Source organism: Cyclobacterium qasimii M12-11B (genome assembly GCF_000427295.1).
Lineage (GTDB): Bacteria > Bacteroidota > Bacteroidia > Cytophagales > Cyclobacteriaceae > Cyclobacterium > Cyclobacterium qasimii.
The window spans coordinates 69584-85044 of record NZ_ATNM01000136.1 but is presented as its reverse complement, the minus strand read 5'-3'; the positions used below and the strand labels follow the sequence as shown (position 1 = coordinate 85044).

Sequence of the window (15461 nt, the reverse complement as noted above, 5' to 3'; positions counted from 1 at the left end):
AAAGAAGGATTGCAGCATAACCCTTAAAAATCTATCAATATTTCATTTTGTATAGGCTCCATAGAGTTGAAAACTTCATTGTTTTATCAAGTTTTTGGTAATAGAATTATTTAGTTGTCATTTGTGTAAAAGCTCCTATTTGTCAAGGGTTTAACCAAATAACTTGCATAGCATCCCATTAATAAAATACTACTTGTAGGAAATAATATTTATGTTTAATATAGAGAAATTTAATTTCAAATACTCAGAATGAACCCTCTTAGCAAAAACAGTCCAGCCATGGAACCCAATTTTTATTGGGAACTGTTAATGCAAGGTAACCGTCAGGGATTAGAAGGGCTTTACAAAGCATTCATTAAAACACTTTTTAATTATGGGCTTGCTCTGGTAAAGGATGAAGATTTCATTCAAGATTGTATTCAAGAGGTATTTATAGATTTATGGAAATACCACCAATCTTTAGGAAAAGCAGAGAATGTAAAAGCCTACCTTTTCAGGGCTTTATCTCATAAAATATACAGGGAAAGCAAGCATAAATCCATAACCAAGACTGAATCATGGGACGATGGATTGGCCAATACTTTTGTGGTCGAATCTATTGAAAGTGAAATGATCGGTATCCAAAGGGAAAAGAGCCTGCAAATCAAATTGGCCAAAGGGTTGGACAAGTTACCAATTCGGCAAAAGCAGGTAATACAGCTACTATTTTTTGAGCAAATATCCTATGAAGAGGTTTCAAAATTGATGGGTATCAATCTTCGGTCAGTCTATACACTTGCCTGGAAAGCGATTGCCACTCTCAAAAAATACCTCGTTTCAGGAATATTATTTTTCGCAACACTTTTTCAGTTTTATTAAAGGTTAGATAGTATCAACTACTAATTGATCCAATAGATTTAATTGAAATTCATTTAATTCCTGAAGTACATTTTGAAATCACTAATCCCCATTTTAGGAACCTAGAGTAACTTAAAATTGATTCGGTTTAATAGTAAAATATAACCCCAATTCCATTTAAAAAAAACAAATAAATTTTTCACCCAATACTATCTATATGCCTATGTGAAGACTAAAACTACCTAAACAACAGCAAAAAAATTCCGATAATTAGTGGATTTAATAAATCAATTACCCAAAATAATGTACACAAATGCAAAAAAACATACTTAATAGCATGAACAAAACATTCATGTTATTTGCGCTTTCTTTCATTCTTCAATGCCTCAGTATAGGCAATTTGCTGGCAACACCATGGAATGACTTCTCGAAAGGAGCCCATAATAATTTTGAGAATGCTAATAGCTTCTCTGGCTTAAAATTGGCTAATTCCGAAGCTGCCAATGCACTGGCCTTACTCGTAAATATAACAGGGGTTATTACAGATGAGAATGGAGACCCTATGCCAGGGGCAACGATCACTGTAGAAAATAGTACCCAAGGAACAGTTTCTGATATTGATGGAAATTTCTCTCTCGATGTAGAAGAAGGAACTACACTAGTGGTTTCCTTTATTGGTTATACCACCAAAAGAATTCAAGTAGGAAATCAGACACTATTAAATATTCTAATGGAACTGGACGATACATCACTTGAGGAAGTGGTGGTAGTAGGGTATGGTACCCAAAAGAAAAGAGATGTTACCGGTTCGGTGGTAAGGGCAGACATTGAGGCTTTTCGAGAGTCGCCTAATGTTAACCTCGCCCAGTCACTCCAAGGATCTGTACCTGGATTGAATGTAGGTCAGGTAAATAGAGCCGGTGAAAACCCTTCTATTTCAGTACGTGGAAGGACAACTCTTAGTGGCAATCAAAGTGTTTTGATCGTCGTAGATGGAATCATCTTCACTGGCAGTATGGGGGATTTGAATCCTGCAGACATCGAATCCGTTGATGTCTTGAAGGATGCTAGTAGTATGGCCATTTTTGGTGCCCAAGCAGCAAATGGCGTGATCATGATTACCACAAAAAGTGGTAAAGTAGAGCAAAAGCCTATTTTTAATTATACAGGTACTGTCACCACCCAAACGCCAACCAATAGGCCGAAATTATTGGATAGGGATGGTTTTTTACAAAAAGTAACGGATCAGGATTGGCCTCAATCTTATTTGGCACCTGATTATACTCAACCGAACCCAGATTACAATGTTGCGGCTTTATTCGAACCTACTTTATATGCTGGTTTTGAAAATGGTACCAACTTCGATTGGTGGGATGCCTCCACTCAAACGGGATTAATCAACAATCATAATTTAAGTGTTAGAGGAGCTTCGGAAGCTACTTCTTATTATATTTCTACTGGGTATACCAAGCAAGAAGGCTTTATATTGAATGACCAATATGAAAGGGTTACTGCCAGGATCAATTTGGACCATCAAATATTGGATTGGTTTAGATTTGGTGTTCAAACATTCGGTTCTTTTGCCGACAATTCAGGCGAAATTCCAGCCCTAAGTCAAGTGACTACCATGCCTCCCTTGGTGACGCCTTATGATGAAAATGGGAATGTGATTCTCAACCCGGATGGAGCCATTCGGGCCAATCCATTTTTAAGTCCATTGTCCAATGATTTTGACAAGAGCAATACTTTGTTTGCGAACGTTTATATGGATATAGAAATCCCTTTCATCGAAGGGTTAAAATACCGTGTTAATTTCGGTAACAACTATAACTGGAGAAGGCATTATAGAAGCAATGTATATGGAGCAGGTGCTGCAGGGGAGGCCTTTAAAAGAAATTATAGCAAATATGATTGGACCCTTGACAATATTGTAACCTATCGCAAAAGTTTTAATAATAACCACAACCTGGACCTGACAATGGTGGTAGGTCGTAGGGAGCTGAAATATGAAAGTACAGAGGCCAATGGGACCAATTATTCCAACCTTAGCTTAGGATACAATGACCTAAGTTTAGGACAGCTTCAGTTGATCAATTCCAGCGCATGGGATGAAAGTTATGTATACCAAACGGTGAGAGCTAATTATGATTTTAGCAGCAAATACATGCTGACAGCAACTGTTCGTAGGGATGGTTTTTCTGGTTTCTCAAAAAACAATAAATTTGGAATTTTCCCTTCTCTAGGGGTAGGATGGGTGATAAGTGAGGAAAGTTTTATGGAAGAATCCATCCTCAATTACCTTAAATTTAGAGGCTCTTATGGTACCAATGGAAACCTAACTACTAGGTATTCTTCACTGGCCAGTGTTTCCATTTATCCGGCCTATGTTTTTGGTAATGGAGGGAGTACGGTCTTTGGACAAACAGTAAACACCTTGGCAAATTCAAATCTTGCATGGGAAACTACTACAGGGTATAATTTTGGTTTTGACTTTTCCTTATTGCAAGAACGGTTTTCTGGTACTTTAGATTATTACCAAAACACTACCAATGATTTGCTTTACAACATAAATATTCCTGAGATTACTGGTTTCTCAAGCATTTCTACGAATGTAGGCGAGATTGCCAATAGAGGAATCGAGTTTGTATTGAGGGGGGATATCATGGAGAAAGGTGAATTCAATTGGAATGCTAGTTTCAATATAGCTTCAAATAGAAATAGAATTGTCTCTTTATTAGGTCTGGACGCCGATGGTGATGGGCAAGAGGATGATTTAATTGGTAGTGAGTTGTTTATTGATGAATCCATAAATTCCATTTACGATTATGAATCTGCTGGAATAATCCAGTTAGGGGAAGAAGCTCCCCAGGGATTCTTTGTAGGAACACACGAAATAATTGATCAAAATGGGGATGGAGTAGTGGATGCCCTTGATCGTGTGATCAGAGGTAGAGAAGAGCCTTCCTATAATTTCGGAATTCTTAATGAATTCAATTATAAAAACTTCACCTTTAGGTTTTTATTAATTCAATCCAAGGAGGTAAAAATGGCTATTTAGGCTTGAATAACCCAAATTTTGGTCAGTCAGACAATGCCAGGAGAAACAACTATTTTGTGGATTACGATTATTGGACTCCGTCCAATCCAACAGCCAGGTACAGAGGTCAGGATCAGGAAGCAGGAATAGAGTACAGGTATTATGGAGACAGGAGCTTTGTTCGTCTTCAGGATGTATCGCTTTCTTATCGCTTAAATAAGACATTAATAGTTGAGAAATTAGGTCTTCAAGGCGTTAAGTTTTTTGTAAGTGGCAAAAATTTAGCTACCTGGACAAGTTGGGAAGGATGGGACCCAGAGACTGGAAGTGGTCTTGAGCAATCTGGCTTGCCAGTGATGAAGGGGTATTCCTTAGGCTTGGATGTTAGTTTTTAATTCTAATTTAATTATGAAAAATATAAAATATAATTTCGTATTCTTAAGCTTGTTGCTGCTGAGTTTTCAAGCTTGTGATGAATCCAGTATACTTGAGGAAATCCCCTTGGACTTTGCAAGTCCAGAAAATTCCTACATTACCTATTCTGATTTTAATTCGGCAGTATTTGCCCTGTATGACCAATCTAGGGAGATTCTTTCCAACGGGGAGCACCGTCCATTGGACTATATATATGGTACCGATTTGGGGTACAATGGAGCCAACCAACTAAATGTAAGATTTGGATCTTATTTGGCTACCCTTTTGCCTACCAGTGATGTGGCTGAATTTCATTGGAAGAGCTATTATAAAGTGATTTCAGGTGCCAATATTATTCTTAGTAGGATTGAAGGATCAATGATGACAGCTGAAGAGAAAACTTCTGTGGAGGCCAAGGCCAAACTATTCAGAGGACTTTCCTACCGGAATTTGGCCCACCTTTATGGAGGAGTACCATTGGAGCTGGAGGAAGTAAGTTCTCCTAAAACAGACTACGTAAGGGCTAGCAGAGTTGAAGTTTACCAACAAGCAGCCTCTGACTTAGAGTTTGCTGCTGCTAATCTTTCGGGTATTGCAGAAGTGCAGGACGGGGAAATTAATAACCTGGCAGCTTACCATATCTTGGCTGAAGTTTACATATCCCTGGAAAGATGGTCTGATGCAATTCAAGCGGCTTCAATGGTAATTGATGACCCCAATACAGCTTTAATGACTGAAAGGTTTGGATCCTTATCCAGTGCTGAAGGAGATGTTTATTGGGATTTATTTAGAAGATACAACCAAAACAGAGGGGTTGGCAATACTGAGGGGATTTGGGTATGGCAATACGAGGTAGATGTGCCAGGTGGTGTCATTTCATCTTCGTCAAAAGCTGGCCCACAATTGGAAAGAGACCATGCGCCAAGGCCCTGGAGCTTCATCGTCAGAGACCCTTCAGGAGTTTCTCCATTTTTACCCGTTGGCGTTTCAGATTACACAGGTGGTAGAGGCATAGGTAGATTTAGAGGATCAAACCATTTCAATTTTGGCGTATGGGAATACGATTGGGAAGACATGCGGAACTCAGAATACAATTTTGTGAGAGATGTGTTGTTTAATAACCCAGCATCGGAATGGTATGGACAGAGATTGTCTGACCATTTGGATTTATTTCGCCAAACCCTGGATGACACCATAAGGAACTTTTACCCCTATCAGTCCAAAGTGACTACTCCTGGTCAGCATCCTGCTGAATTATATGTAGATACTGAACTGAAAACCTTAAATTCGTCAACAGCGGGTACCACGTATAGCGATCAGTACCATATTCGATTGGCCGAAACGTATTTATTACGAGCAGAAGCTTACCTTGGTAATGGTCAGTCAGATGAAGCCGCCAATGACATCAATGTTGTGCGGACACGTGCCAATGCTAAGTTGGTGTCTCCATCCGAGGTGGACATTGATTATATTTTGGATGAGCGGATGCGAGAACTTGGCGTAGAAGAGAAACGAAGACTTACTTTAAATCGATTGGGTATGTTGTATGAGCGTACCAATAAATATTGCGATGGAAGACCGGATGTAACGAATCATGGCGTGGATGTCCAGCCTTATCACAATCTTTTACCAATACCCTATACAGAAATAGAAAGAAATATAGGTGCCGTATTGGTGCAAAACCCAGGCTACGTGGCAGATTAAAATTAAAAAATATGGAAAAGAAAATAAATTGGTGGTCCTATCAAGGGATCACCAATCCAAAAACAGGAAAAGCCAAAGCTGGATCCTTGGCATTCTATTTATCCTGCTGATTTCTAGTTGCGGTTCCAAACCAGAAGAAACGAGTAGCAAACCGCCTAATATTCTGTTTGTGATAAGTGATGACCAGTCATTTTACCATACCAGTTTCGAAGGCAGTAAATTTGTCAATACACCAGCCTTTGATAGGATAGCAAAAGAGGGAGTGTATTTCACTAATGCCATGTCAGGTTCTCCGGGATGTGCACCTTCCAGAAGTAGTATCATTACAGGTAGGTATCACTGGCAAAATGAGTCATCAGGTCAGCATGCCGCTCCATGGTTGAAGAAGCATGTGCCTTTTGTAGATTTACTAGAAGCCAATGGCTATAAAACTGGGAGAACCGGTAAAGGGGTTTCTCCTTTTCGATACGCCAGGGATGAAAATGATTCTCTTTGGAGAGCAACGGATGCTGCAGGAATTGAGTATAGCAAAATCAGGTATGAAGAAGGTCCGACTGATATCAGGCCTGGAGATAAAATCAGCAACATTAATTATTTTGAAAACTTTAAGTTTTTCATGGAAAACGAGAAAAAAGAGAAGCCTTTTTTCTTTTGGTTTGGAGCAACAGAACCACATCGTGCGTATGAAAAGGATTCCTGGAAAAGAACGGATAAGAAATTGTCTGATGTAGAAGTTCCTGCCTTTTTTCCTGACAATGACATCGTTCGGGGAGATATGTTGGATTATGCTGTGGAGATTGAATGGTATGATCGCCACCTTGACTCCATGATCAATTATTTGGAGGAGATAGGAGAACTTGAAAACACCATTATAATCGTAACCGCTGACAATGGAATGCCTTTTCCAAGAGCAAAAGCGAATAGTTATGATTATGGCATACATGTTCCATTTGCAGTAAGGTACCCCAAAGATTTCCCAGGAGGTAGAATAGTGGATGATCCTGTAGGCTTTGTAGATCTTGCTCCTACAATTCTGGATTTGACTCACACCAGTGAAGATGGGATGATGCCTATTACAGGAAAAAGCATGAGGGCATTATTGGAGTCTGACAAGCAAGGGACAATTGACCCTACTAAAAAGTATGCCTTTTCAGGAAGAGAAAGGCATTCAGCTTCCAGGTATCAAAACTGGGGTTATCCGCAGCGCTCTATTAGGAGTGAAGATTATTTATTGGTATGGAACATGAAACCAGATCGCTGGCCAGCAGGTGCTCCTCAAAGGATTAATCCAGAGGATGAAAATGATTTGTTGCCCATGTATGGAATTGATGAGGATGGAATCAGTCATTCAGATTGGGCATTTACAGATGTTGATGAATCTCCTACCAAATCATTTATCATTGAAAATTACCAAGATCCGGCTGTAAAACCGTTTTTTGATGCTGCCTTCGAAAAAATTCCTGAAGTTCAGTTCTTTGACATCAATAAAGACCCCTATTGTTTAAACAATCTGGTAAATGATGCTCAATATGCCTCTGTAAAGGAAGAAATGCAAACTGCCTTATTGAATGAATTAAGGTCCTCAAAAGACCCAAGGGTTGTAGGGCCCGATAAGGAAGTTTTCGATTCCTATATCCGATACAGTCCTATGAGAGGTTTTCCGGAACCAATTCCCGGAAGCCAGTTAAAATAAACTGAGATCAAGAAAACTTAATTATCTTGTATTGCATTATTAATAGACCCTTTACTAGCAAAGTAGAGGGTCTATTTGTGTCTACTTAGTTAAGGTTAATTATTTGATCTGAATTAATAAATTAAAATAAATGTATTTGAAGGAAAGGCAAGTTATTTTCATTTCTGTAGCTTTTACGCAGGTTACACTTAGCCACCTAAACCAACCACTTTTCTTGGATAGGTTTCCCTTCAAACAATTGAATTTGCTTTTCACTTTTCATGGGTGGATTAACTTCTGGAATTTTTTGACTCATTGAATAATAAACCTAAAGTAGTATAAATTAGCATGCTCTGTTCCTTCCAAAACCGCTCTTTCTGTGAAAACAACCAAATATTCTTGTTCGCTAATTTGAGCAATTGTGGGGTAACCATAAAAATTTTGGTTTAAGGGACCTTCCTGCTTTAATCCGGCCCAAGGGCGCCGTAGTTCATGCTGTAGTTTCCATCCTTCAGGGCTACCCATTATATCATTTGGGCTAGCGGAGTAGATAAACAGACTGTTTTGTTCGTCAGGCCTAGAATAACGGTCGCTGGTAAGGGCTATTAGCATATCCCGGTTCTGATCATATATCAATTGGGGTGCAGCACCCCAATGTAAATTAGGTGGTATGTTGGTTGCAACAGGTTCACTCCAGGTTTTTCCATTGTCATAACTTTCTACTTGCACCAAAGGATGGCCGTGCGAGCGCTTATCGTCTCGGATTAAGGCTACTATTCTATTATCTCCACACCAAGCGCCGGCAACTTCCGTTAATTTAAAGTCTTCATTATCTGTGATTTGATTGTAGGATTCCCAAGATGAACCGTCCTGGCTAAAGGTTATAAATCTTCTACAACCTACCATCGCATATTGGTTGATGTCCGGATTGTAAAACATTTGGCCTGTACTCCAAATGCCTTCTAAATTGCTTAGTTCAGGATCAGTCCAAGCCTGTGATTGCTGAGGTTCAGTCCAAGAAATACCATTGTCATCACTGTAAATAAAATATCGGCCTTCTGTTTGGTTTCCATCAAACCTCCGAAAGAAGGCGACGATTCTGCCTTCCTTAGTAACTCCACCGTGAATATTGCGATCATCGTATTGGTGACTGTTATACACTGTTTCTACCTTGCTCCAACTGTCTTTCTCCGGATCATAGGTGATTTTTGCGATATATGCATTAGTACCCACATGGTCGCCTTCAATGCCGGGGTCAAGTCTAAATAACAAAAGTATTTTTCCATCATTTAATGGAGCAAGGAAACCTTCGCTAACATGATCATTACCAGCTAAAAATTGCTTAGAAGGAGAGGTGTAAAAAGTATATTCATCCTTCCCTGCTTGGCCCCAGGAATTGGTGGTGCAACTAAATGATAGGAAAAGTAAACCCAATAATATCAATATAAAATTTTTCATAGGATTATTCTTAGAGGCTTATAATGGCTAGTAGCAATTCTTTATTTTAAATTCCCATAGCAAAGAATTTGGTTTAATTGGATTTGCTTTCTCAGGGAAATCAATAAAAAGTTAATATTAACCACATGAACCTTTATTCAATCGATTACAATATTTCAAACAATTTATTGGGCTGATCCCAATGAATACGGGCAATAAATATACTTCCATCACTCCCATATTTTTCTACACCACTCGGCTGCATCCATTCGGATACGGTGATCCATGTTTCATTTGGACTAATATCAGTAATTCCAAAATTACCCAGTCTTGCACCACGTTCAGGTACCAATATTTTTTCTGTTTTACGAATAACCCTTAAACTGTTGGGATCCACCTGAGCCATAAATAAAGGGGCACGGTGGCGGAAAACATGGTCATTATCTGCTCCTCTACGGGTATAAACTAGAAAAAGCCCATCACTATGAGTCACCCAATGTTGCTGGGTATTGTAATTCCCCAATGCCTCTCCATCATCAAAGGTCCATGGTTTGGGTTCTTCAAAATTAAGGCCGTCCACACCTTTGGTGACATATCCTTGCTTATCGTTTCGTAAGGTCAGATAGTAATTACCTTTAAAATGAGTAAGTGATGGTTCTCCATAGCCCCTAGGCACATCAATATGTAATTCATTTCCTTGTTCAAGGAATTGCAGTTTTTTATTGTAGAAAGTACAGCGGATTACGGTAACTGAACTGGTTGTTCCATTACCAGGGGAACGATAATAGACAGGTAGCAAGATAGTTCCGTCCGATTTGTCGTAACGTTGTACACTTCCAGCACCACAATCTTCGAACTTTTCAAGTGCAGGCATTTCCAGCTTATTCCAGTCTGACCAGCCATAATCAGGCTCATAAATTGAATAGGAGGTATCACGTGGTCGGGGATTGGAGACCTTCCAATCCGGTGTGTAAACTACTGTATGTCCGGTACCCAATAATGTTTTGGACTTTTTATGCCAGGCCGGCCAAAAATCACTTATTGCAACGGGGCGCCTTACCCCATCTATAATTTCATAACGTGGCTCAAGCGCCTTTAGCTCCGTGGGGTTGGTCCATGTTTTCCCTAAGTCATCGGTTTGCATGCCGTATGCCGCTTTGAATACATCACTTCCGGAAAGATCTTGGCTAGTCATAGTCATAACCACCCTAGGGTTTCCCCCCTTTCCCGCTAAAGGTATTATACCGGCTCTAGGGTGAACAAAGCAGTTTTTACCGTCAAAATATCTTGTTGGGCTTTGAAGGTTTAGTTTATACTTTACCGGGTCATTTGACAGTCGTAAACCCATGAGATTGATGGGTAAACTTAAAAATGTAATGCCACCGATAAGAGAGTTTTTGATGAATTTTCTTCGATTGGCTGGTTCCTTATTTTCTTTATAGTTATTAAGCGTCATTGTAATTGGGGGTTTTATAAAAGTAATAAGTAAATGTTTTATGTAATAATCAAGTAAAAATACACAGGTGTCTCTATTCTGTTTATAGATTATTAGAACATTAATATAAATAAGCTAGAAGTTTAATTCATTATTAGATTCCATTGAGTCCTTATTGTTAAATCAAATTTTTGAACTATTTCCTTCTAGTATTAAAATAATAATAGAGTGGGACATCGGAGCTCAAAAAAACCGGTGATACATTAGAGTTCTTTGGGTTTTCTCAGTAATGCCTATTGATATGGCTTTCTACTTGAACCCGAAATATGCAATAGACAATCTATTACGTGCTGAAATCGCTTCAAAATCAGCCACTTCGTTGCTGTTTTCAATTTCACCATAGCGGTGCTATGCTAAAATATCAAAACAGCCTGATTTTCTTGCGATTGCAACACTCATCACGAATTCTATTACATAATCCGGGTTGAACGAAAACTTAACTCTGTTCCCCTATATTGCTTCTCTGCATAAGATATTTTAAATTTTCCCTGCATAAAGTTTTATTGAACGCAATTGTAACGTTTAATTACTGTATAGCGGTTGAGCTAATCATTTGACTTACTGCAAAAAAAAACCGTAGACCCTCAATTCTGTAAAATAAGGAGTCTACGGTAAGAAATCTACTTTAGGTTTAAACAGTCCTTAGTATTTAAAAGTATCTTCTCCTTCAGGTGGAGTAGGAGGGTTCAACAAAATTGGTTCAGCAAAATCTTCCTTCATTTCATAGGGTAGCATGTAAACTCTATCACCTCTGGAATTACTGAAAAAGATACGTGAAATGGAGCTTTTTTTAGGGTCTGAATCTGCCCACATGGCAAAAAATGGATCTTTTGGATTATGTGGTCTACGTACATATCCATGATTAAAAGGACTGTTACGCGTAACTTGCCTTTTCAATTGCCAAAAATCATTGTCCGGATTACCTGGGTCGGTTGTTTCAAAAACCCCAATTTCTCCACCATTATAACCGGGTTGTGGACCTGGTACTGCTGGAGCAATCAATGTCCATCTATCATCATGAATATAAAAAGCGCCTTCGTCATATGCGTGATCTGAAACTGTTACATATTGGGATACCCACTTATCTCCAGTCCATCTTCTAATTTTCCAAGCTCGTGGTGCATTCTCAGGCACAGGAGCAGCCCCAAAAGAGGTTATGTATAATATAACAGGCCTTCCTTCTTTATCGAACAATAGTTGATTAGGATAGACATTTTTACCTTGCGCTTCGTAATCATTAATTAAGGCAGGGTTATTTCGGTCTTCAAGAGGGATCTGAACTGGAGTGCCATCTGCAGTAGTCCATGTTTTTCCAAAATCAGTGGTCTGAAGGTAGTATAAGTTAGTACGTCTATCAACATTTCCTTCTGGGTGGTAATTAAAGGCCGTACCAATCGTGTCACCTTTTACCCTACTGACCTGATAATGTCCCCCAAATCCAACTAGCTTTTGAAGTTGTTTAGCAGGTTCTGGTTTCCAATCCTTACCGGTTTTGTTTGTCTCGAAATATAGTTCTCTACCACCCGTATATAAAGTGAAAAGATGAAAGAAACCTTTTTCAGGAACTCTCCATATTTGTGAATAAGTTTGTTCTCTTTCAATAACTAGTTCAAAAGAATCAATAGAATAGGGCGCATTGCTTCGGAAGATCTGACCTGGTCTATGTCTACCTCGTCCAGCTACAAAGATCCATAGGTATCCTTCATCATCTATCGTAATACTTGGATTATCATGAGGATCATCAACACCCCGTTGATCCCTTACCACAGTAGGTCTAGGCACAAGATGTTTATCATGATCATAATAGGAGACCATGGCCAATAAATACCTGTTCTCTGGCCCGGAATCCCCACCGTAAACAAAGAAAGTCTTATTTACTTCCGGGGCATATACTGCCATGGGTGCTACCGTATGAGGCCAAGCGAATGAAAGTGGCCCAGAATATTTGTAGTCAGTAGAACCATAGCTTGGAGATTGGGGACGATCTTTCATTGGAGGATGAAACCACCAAATTCCCTTATAACCATCTAACTTTTGATTATCAAGAACCTTAGTAACAGTGTGAACCTTTTCAGTATCTTTTACTTCTTGGGCTTTCAAGTCCACGATAAAAAATAGCATTCCAATATATATTATACCTATATATTTAATGGATAAATCTTTTAATACAAAATCTAATGACATGTTTTATGATTTTATTAATGAAATTTATTTGATAAATTTTATACTTCTTATTTCAAATTCATCTACGCCTTTTTCATATTTACTATTTTCAAAAACAATAAATAAGTTCTTTTTAACGGAAGTTAATTTTATTGGTAATGTTATAAAACCATCATCAGCTACAGTCAATTCACTTAGCATAGAGGTTCCAATAATTTCTCCATCTGAAGAGTCGATTCGAATAGATATTTTCCAAAATGAGTCCTTTACCTTGGGGAAATCAATTATATCCAAACCAAGCGTACAAATACCATTTAAATCAATATTTTTTAAGCCAATAAAGGATTTTTTGTCATTAGGAATTAAATTGTTAGGTTGTTTGAAATGAGGTGTATATAAACGCATATTTGATAATGTGTCAAAATCCGCCGTATATACTCTAGGGTTTTTTAACCCAACTATTTCTACTGTCTCAATTGAAGTGATTTTTTCAAATCCTTTATCTTTATAACTTGCTTTTAAAACAAGGTATCCAGCATTTGTGTCTTCAGGTACCTTTAAGCTTCCACTTATGGGTAAGCTTGATTTATCCCCTGGTTTCAAAGTTGAATTTAAAATAAAATCTACTATTGCTTTGGCTTCATTTAATGAAACAGAGGGATTGGCTGGCATTTCTGTTTGGCCCCATGTACCTTTAGTTCCTCCTATTATCTTTTTTGACAATTGATCATAAACACCGTCAGTTCCTCGATAATGATTTGCAATTTCATTAAATGAGGGACCAACTGCCTTTTGGTCTAAATTATGACATTGAAAACAATTGTTTTGCTTGACAAGCTGTTGGCCCAATATAGCGTTTGCTGATAAATATAAAGGTGAGTTTTTAAGGGTGTCCATAAAGACTTGTAAATCAAAACCTTCAGGTAGGTAATCAGCCCATACACTTACTTGCGAATTATCGATTTCCATGTCTTCCTCATCACTTATATTAACTGAGTATTGGACTTGATCTCCTGGGAAGTAAAAACTACTATTAGACTCGGGAAATTCAAACAATACCTCGGGCGGATCATTTCCAGCAACAAGTTTTATTGTATCGGTATCTGTTGCGCCATCTGAATCAGTGACTGTAAGAATGGCTTGATATACCCCTGGTACCTCTATATTTACAACTGGATTTTGCTCTTTATATACGATGGATTCTCCATTTTCTGCAGTTAGCACCCATTTGTAATCGCTAATATTATTGTCATAATCTATTGTTCCTTCGGTCAATAACCTGCCTTTCATCGGTACAGATCCTGCGGTCTTATCGGATGATGCGATTGCTTTAGGTTTTCGATTACCATTATTGTATTTTATTCTATATAGTTTTGCATCTTTAGCATAGGAAGCGTAGGAATCATGGCCATATTGTAATACATACATGTCCCCATTGGGAGCGAAGTCCATATCATTAACCCCTGTAAATGTGCCTTCTGACATAAATTCTTCCATAGATTTATAGTTGCCATCTTCATCAACTTCTATGGCCATTATCCATCCTCTAACATAGTCGGTAACAAACCATTTTCCGTCATAATAAGCTGGGTAAGGTCTTTCAGCACCTTTAAAATCTGCTTTTCGATAAAAAGGACCCCCAACCGCACTAAGACTCCCACTTCCCGGTATAGGAAATGCTTCGGCAGGGTTTCTGTCATACCAAGCTATGGATGGGACTGGGTTAGATGGCAATTCGACCAAACCTGTGTTGTATTGAGAATTGTTTACTATTTTTAAGGTGTCATATTCAGTTTTTATCGCAGTATTTTTTTGATTGTTGGCAATAAAGTAAGGCCATCCAAAATTACCAGCCTCTCGCGCACGGTTAAATTCATCTGTACTTGGCCCTACTTCACCCCAATATAACCAACCAGTTTGGCTGTCTAAGCTTAGCCTCCAAGGGTTTCTGACGCCCATTATATATATCTCAGGTCTTGTTTTTTCCATACCTTTTGGGAATAAATTTCCCTCTGGAATGGAATAAGTTCCATCCGGTTGGGGTTTGATACGGAGTATAGATCCTCTCAGATCGTTTGTGTTTCCCGAGGTTCTTCGGGAATCCCCATCTTCAGCATTAATATTAAATCCGGAGTTATCACCAATTGCAATTAAAAGGTTACCCTTTTTGTCGAATACCATTCCTCCTCCCCAATGACAGCACCTTTCTCTTTGTGTAGGCCATTCGAGTAGGATTTTTTCTGATTCCAAATCCAGGGAGTTACCTTCCCATTTGTACCGTACCACTAAACTTTTAGCTATCTCACTCTCAGGTGAATAGTACATGTATACAAATTTGTTGTTGTCAAAATCAGGGTCCATAACGACACCATGCATACCGTCATCGGCATCGTACTTCATACCTGAAGTGGTAAAGGGTTGATTAAACCTTTTATTCACAGGTATCTGTGCAATTGTATTTACCAGAAATGTATTCGGATCAAACACTTTTACAGCCCCATCTTTCTCAACAATAAGAATCCTGCCATCATCTAAAATATCCATAGACATTGGTTGGTTAAGATTTTCGGCTACCAGTTCAATCTCGAACCTATTAATTTCTGGTTTTTTTTGATCTTCATAGGTTTGTGGTGAATTGCATTGAAAGAAAACCAATGCAATTAGACACAAAAAAACGTTTGAATATTTCATTTTTTATATTT

Annotated in this window: 9 protein-coding genes; 5 read left to right on the top strand and 4 right to left on the bottom strand. The window is 38.5% G+C overall.

From position 1 onward, the window contains the following. Positions 1-249 precede the first annotated feature (249 nt). The 5 genes from ADICYQ_RS16640 to ADICYQ_RS16625 all read left to right on the top strand — a co-directional run bounded on the left by ADICYQ_RS16640 (position 250) and on the right by ADICYQ_RS16625 (position 7685). Complete coding sequence (locus ADICYQ_RS16640) at positions 250-858, top strand: RNA polymerase sigma factor (RefSeq protein WP_020889802.1); 609 nt, start codon at positions 250-252, stop codon at positions 856-858. A 292-nt stretch (positions 859-1150) separates the two neighbouring features. Beyond that, entirely contained in the window at positions 1151-3895 is a 2745-nt protein-coding gene (locus tag ADICYQ_RS16635) for a SusC/RagA family TonB-linked outer membrane protein (RefSeq protein ID WP_020889801.1), read from the top strand. A 2-nt stretch (positions 3896-3897) separates the two neighbouring features. After that, positions 3898-4269 carry a TonB-dependent receptor gene (locus tag ADICYQ_RS26200; RefSeq protein ID WP_020889800.1) on the top strand — a complete coding sequence of 124 codons (372 nt, stop codon included), beginning with the start codon at positions 3898-3900 and terminating at the stop codon, positions 4267-4269. 13 nt (positions 4270-4282) lie between these two features. Then, positions 4283-5992: a RagB/SusD family nutrient uptake outer membrane protein gene (locus ADICYQ_RS16630; protein ID WP_040416805.1), complete on the top strand. Its 1710-nt coding sequence runs from the start codon at positions 4283-4285 to the stop codon at positions 5990-5992. A gap of 31 nt (positions 5993-6023) precedes the next feature. Further along, the gene (locus tag ADICYQ_RS16625) at positions 6024-7685 is read left to right on the top strand and encodes a sulfatase family protein (RefSeq protein ID WP_051160261.1); all 1662 of its coding nucleotides are present in this window, start codon (positions 6024-6026) and stop codon (positions 7683-7685) included. Positions 7686-7976: 291 nt separating this feature from the next. On the opposite strand, the gene ADICYQ_RS16620 is transcribed toward ADICYQ_RS16625, so the two are convergent. From ADICYQ_RS16620 to ADICYQ_RS16605, 4 genes are all read right to left on the bottom strand, one after another. After that, entirely contained in the window at positions 7977-9122 is a 1146-nt protein-coding gene (locus tag ADICYQ_RS16620) for a sialidase family protein (RefSeq protein ID WP_020889796.1), read from the bottom strand. A 145-nt stretch (positions 9123-9267) separates the two neighbouring features. Further along, a complete protein-coding gene (locus ADICYQ_RS16615) occupies positions 9268-10557 on the bottom strand; it encodes a hypothetical protein (RefSeq protein ID WP_020889795.1) in 1290 nt (429 codons plus the stop codon). A gap of 681 nt (positions 10558-11238) precedes the next feature. Continuing rightward, positions 11239-12780 (bottom strand): BNR-4 repeat-containing protein, encoded by a 1542-nt coding sequence (locus ADICYQ_RS16610; protein WP_020889793.1) that lies wholly within the window; start codon positions 12778-12780, stop codon positions 11239-11241. A gap of 24 nt (positions 12781-12804) precedes the next feature. Continuing rightward, the gene (locus ADICYQ_RS16605; protein WP_020889792.1) at positions 12805-15450 is read right to left on the bottom strand and encodes a PQQ-dependent sugar dehydrogenase; all 2646 of its coding nucleotides are present in this window, start codon (positions 15448-15450) and stop codon (positions 12805-12807) included. Positions 15451-15461 lie beyond the last annotated feature (11 nt).

What these genes read in the sequence shown, in the direction of transcription:
- ADICYQ_RS16640 (WP_020889802.1), top strand. Translation starts at nt 250, where the DNA reads ATGAACCCTCTTAGCAAAAACAGTCCAGCCATGGAACCCAATTTTTAT.
- ADICYQ_RS16635 (WP_020889801.1), top strand. Translation starts at nt 1,151, where the DNA reads ATGCAAAAAAACATACTTAATAGCATGAACAAAACATTCATGTTATTT.
- ADICYQ_RS16630 (WP_040416805.1), top strand. Translation starts at nt 4,283, where the DNA reads ATGAAAAATATAAAATATAATTTCGTATTCTTAAGCTTGTTGCTGCTG.
- ADICYQ_RS16620 (WP_020889796.1), bottom strand. Translation starts at nt 9,122, where the DNA reads ATGAAAAATTTTATATTGATATTATTGGGTTTACTTTTCCTATCATTT.
- ADICYQ_RS16615 (WP_020889795.1), bottom strand. Translation starts at nt 10,557, where the DNA reads ATGACGCTTAATAACTATAAAGAAAATAAGGAACCAGCCAATCGAAGA.
- ADICYQ_RS16610 (WP_020889793.1), bottom strand. Translation starts at nt 12,780, where the DNA reads ATGTCATTAGATTTTGTATTAAAAGATTTATCCATTAAATATATAGGT.
- ADICYQ_RS16605 (WP_020889792.1), bottom strand. Translation starts at nt 15,450, where the DNA reads ATGAAATATTCAAACGTTTTTTTGTGTCTAATTGCATTGGTTTTCTTT.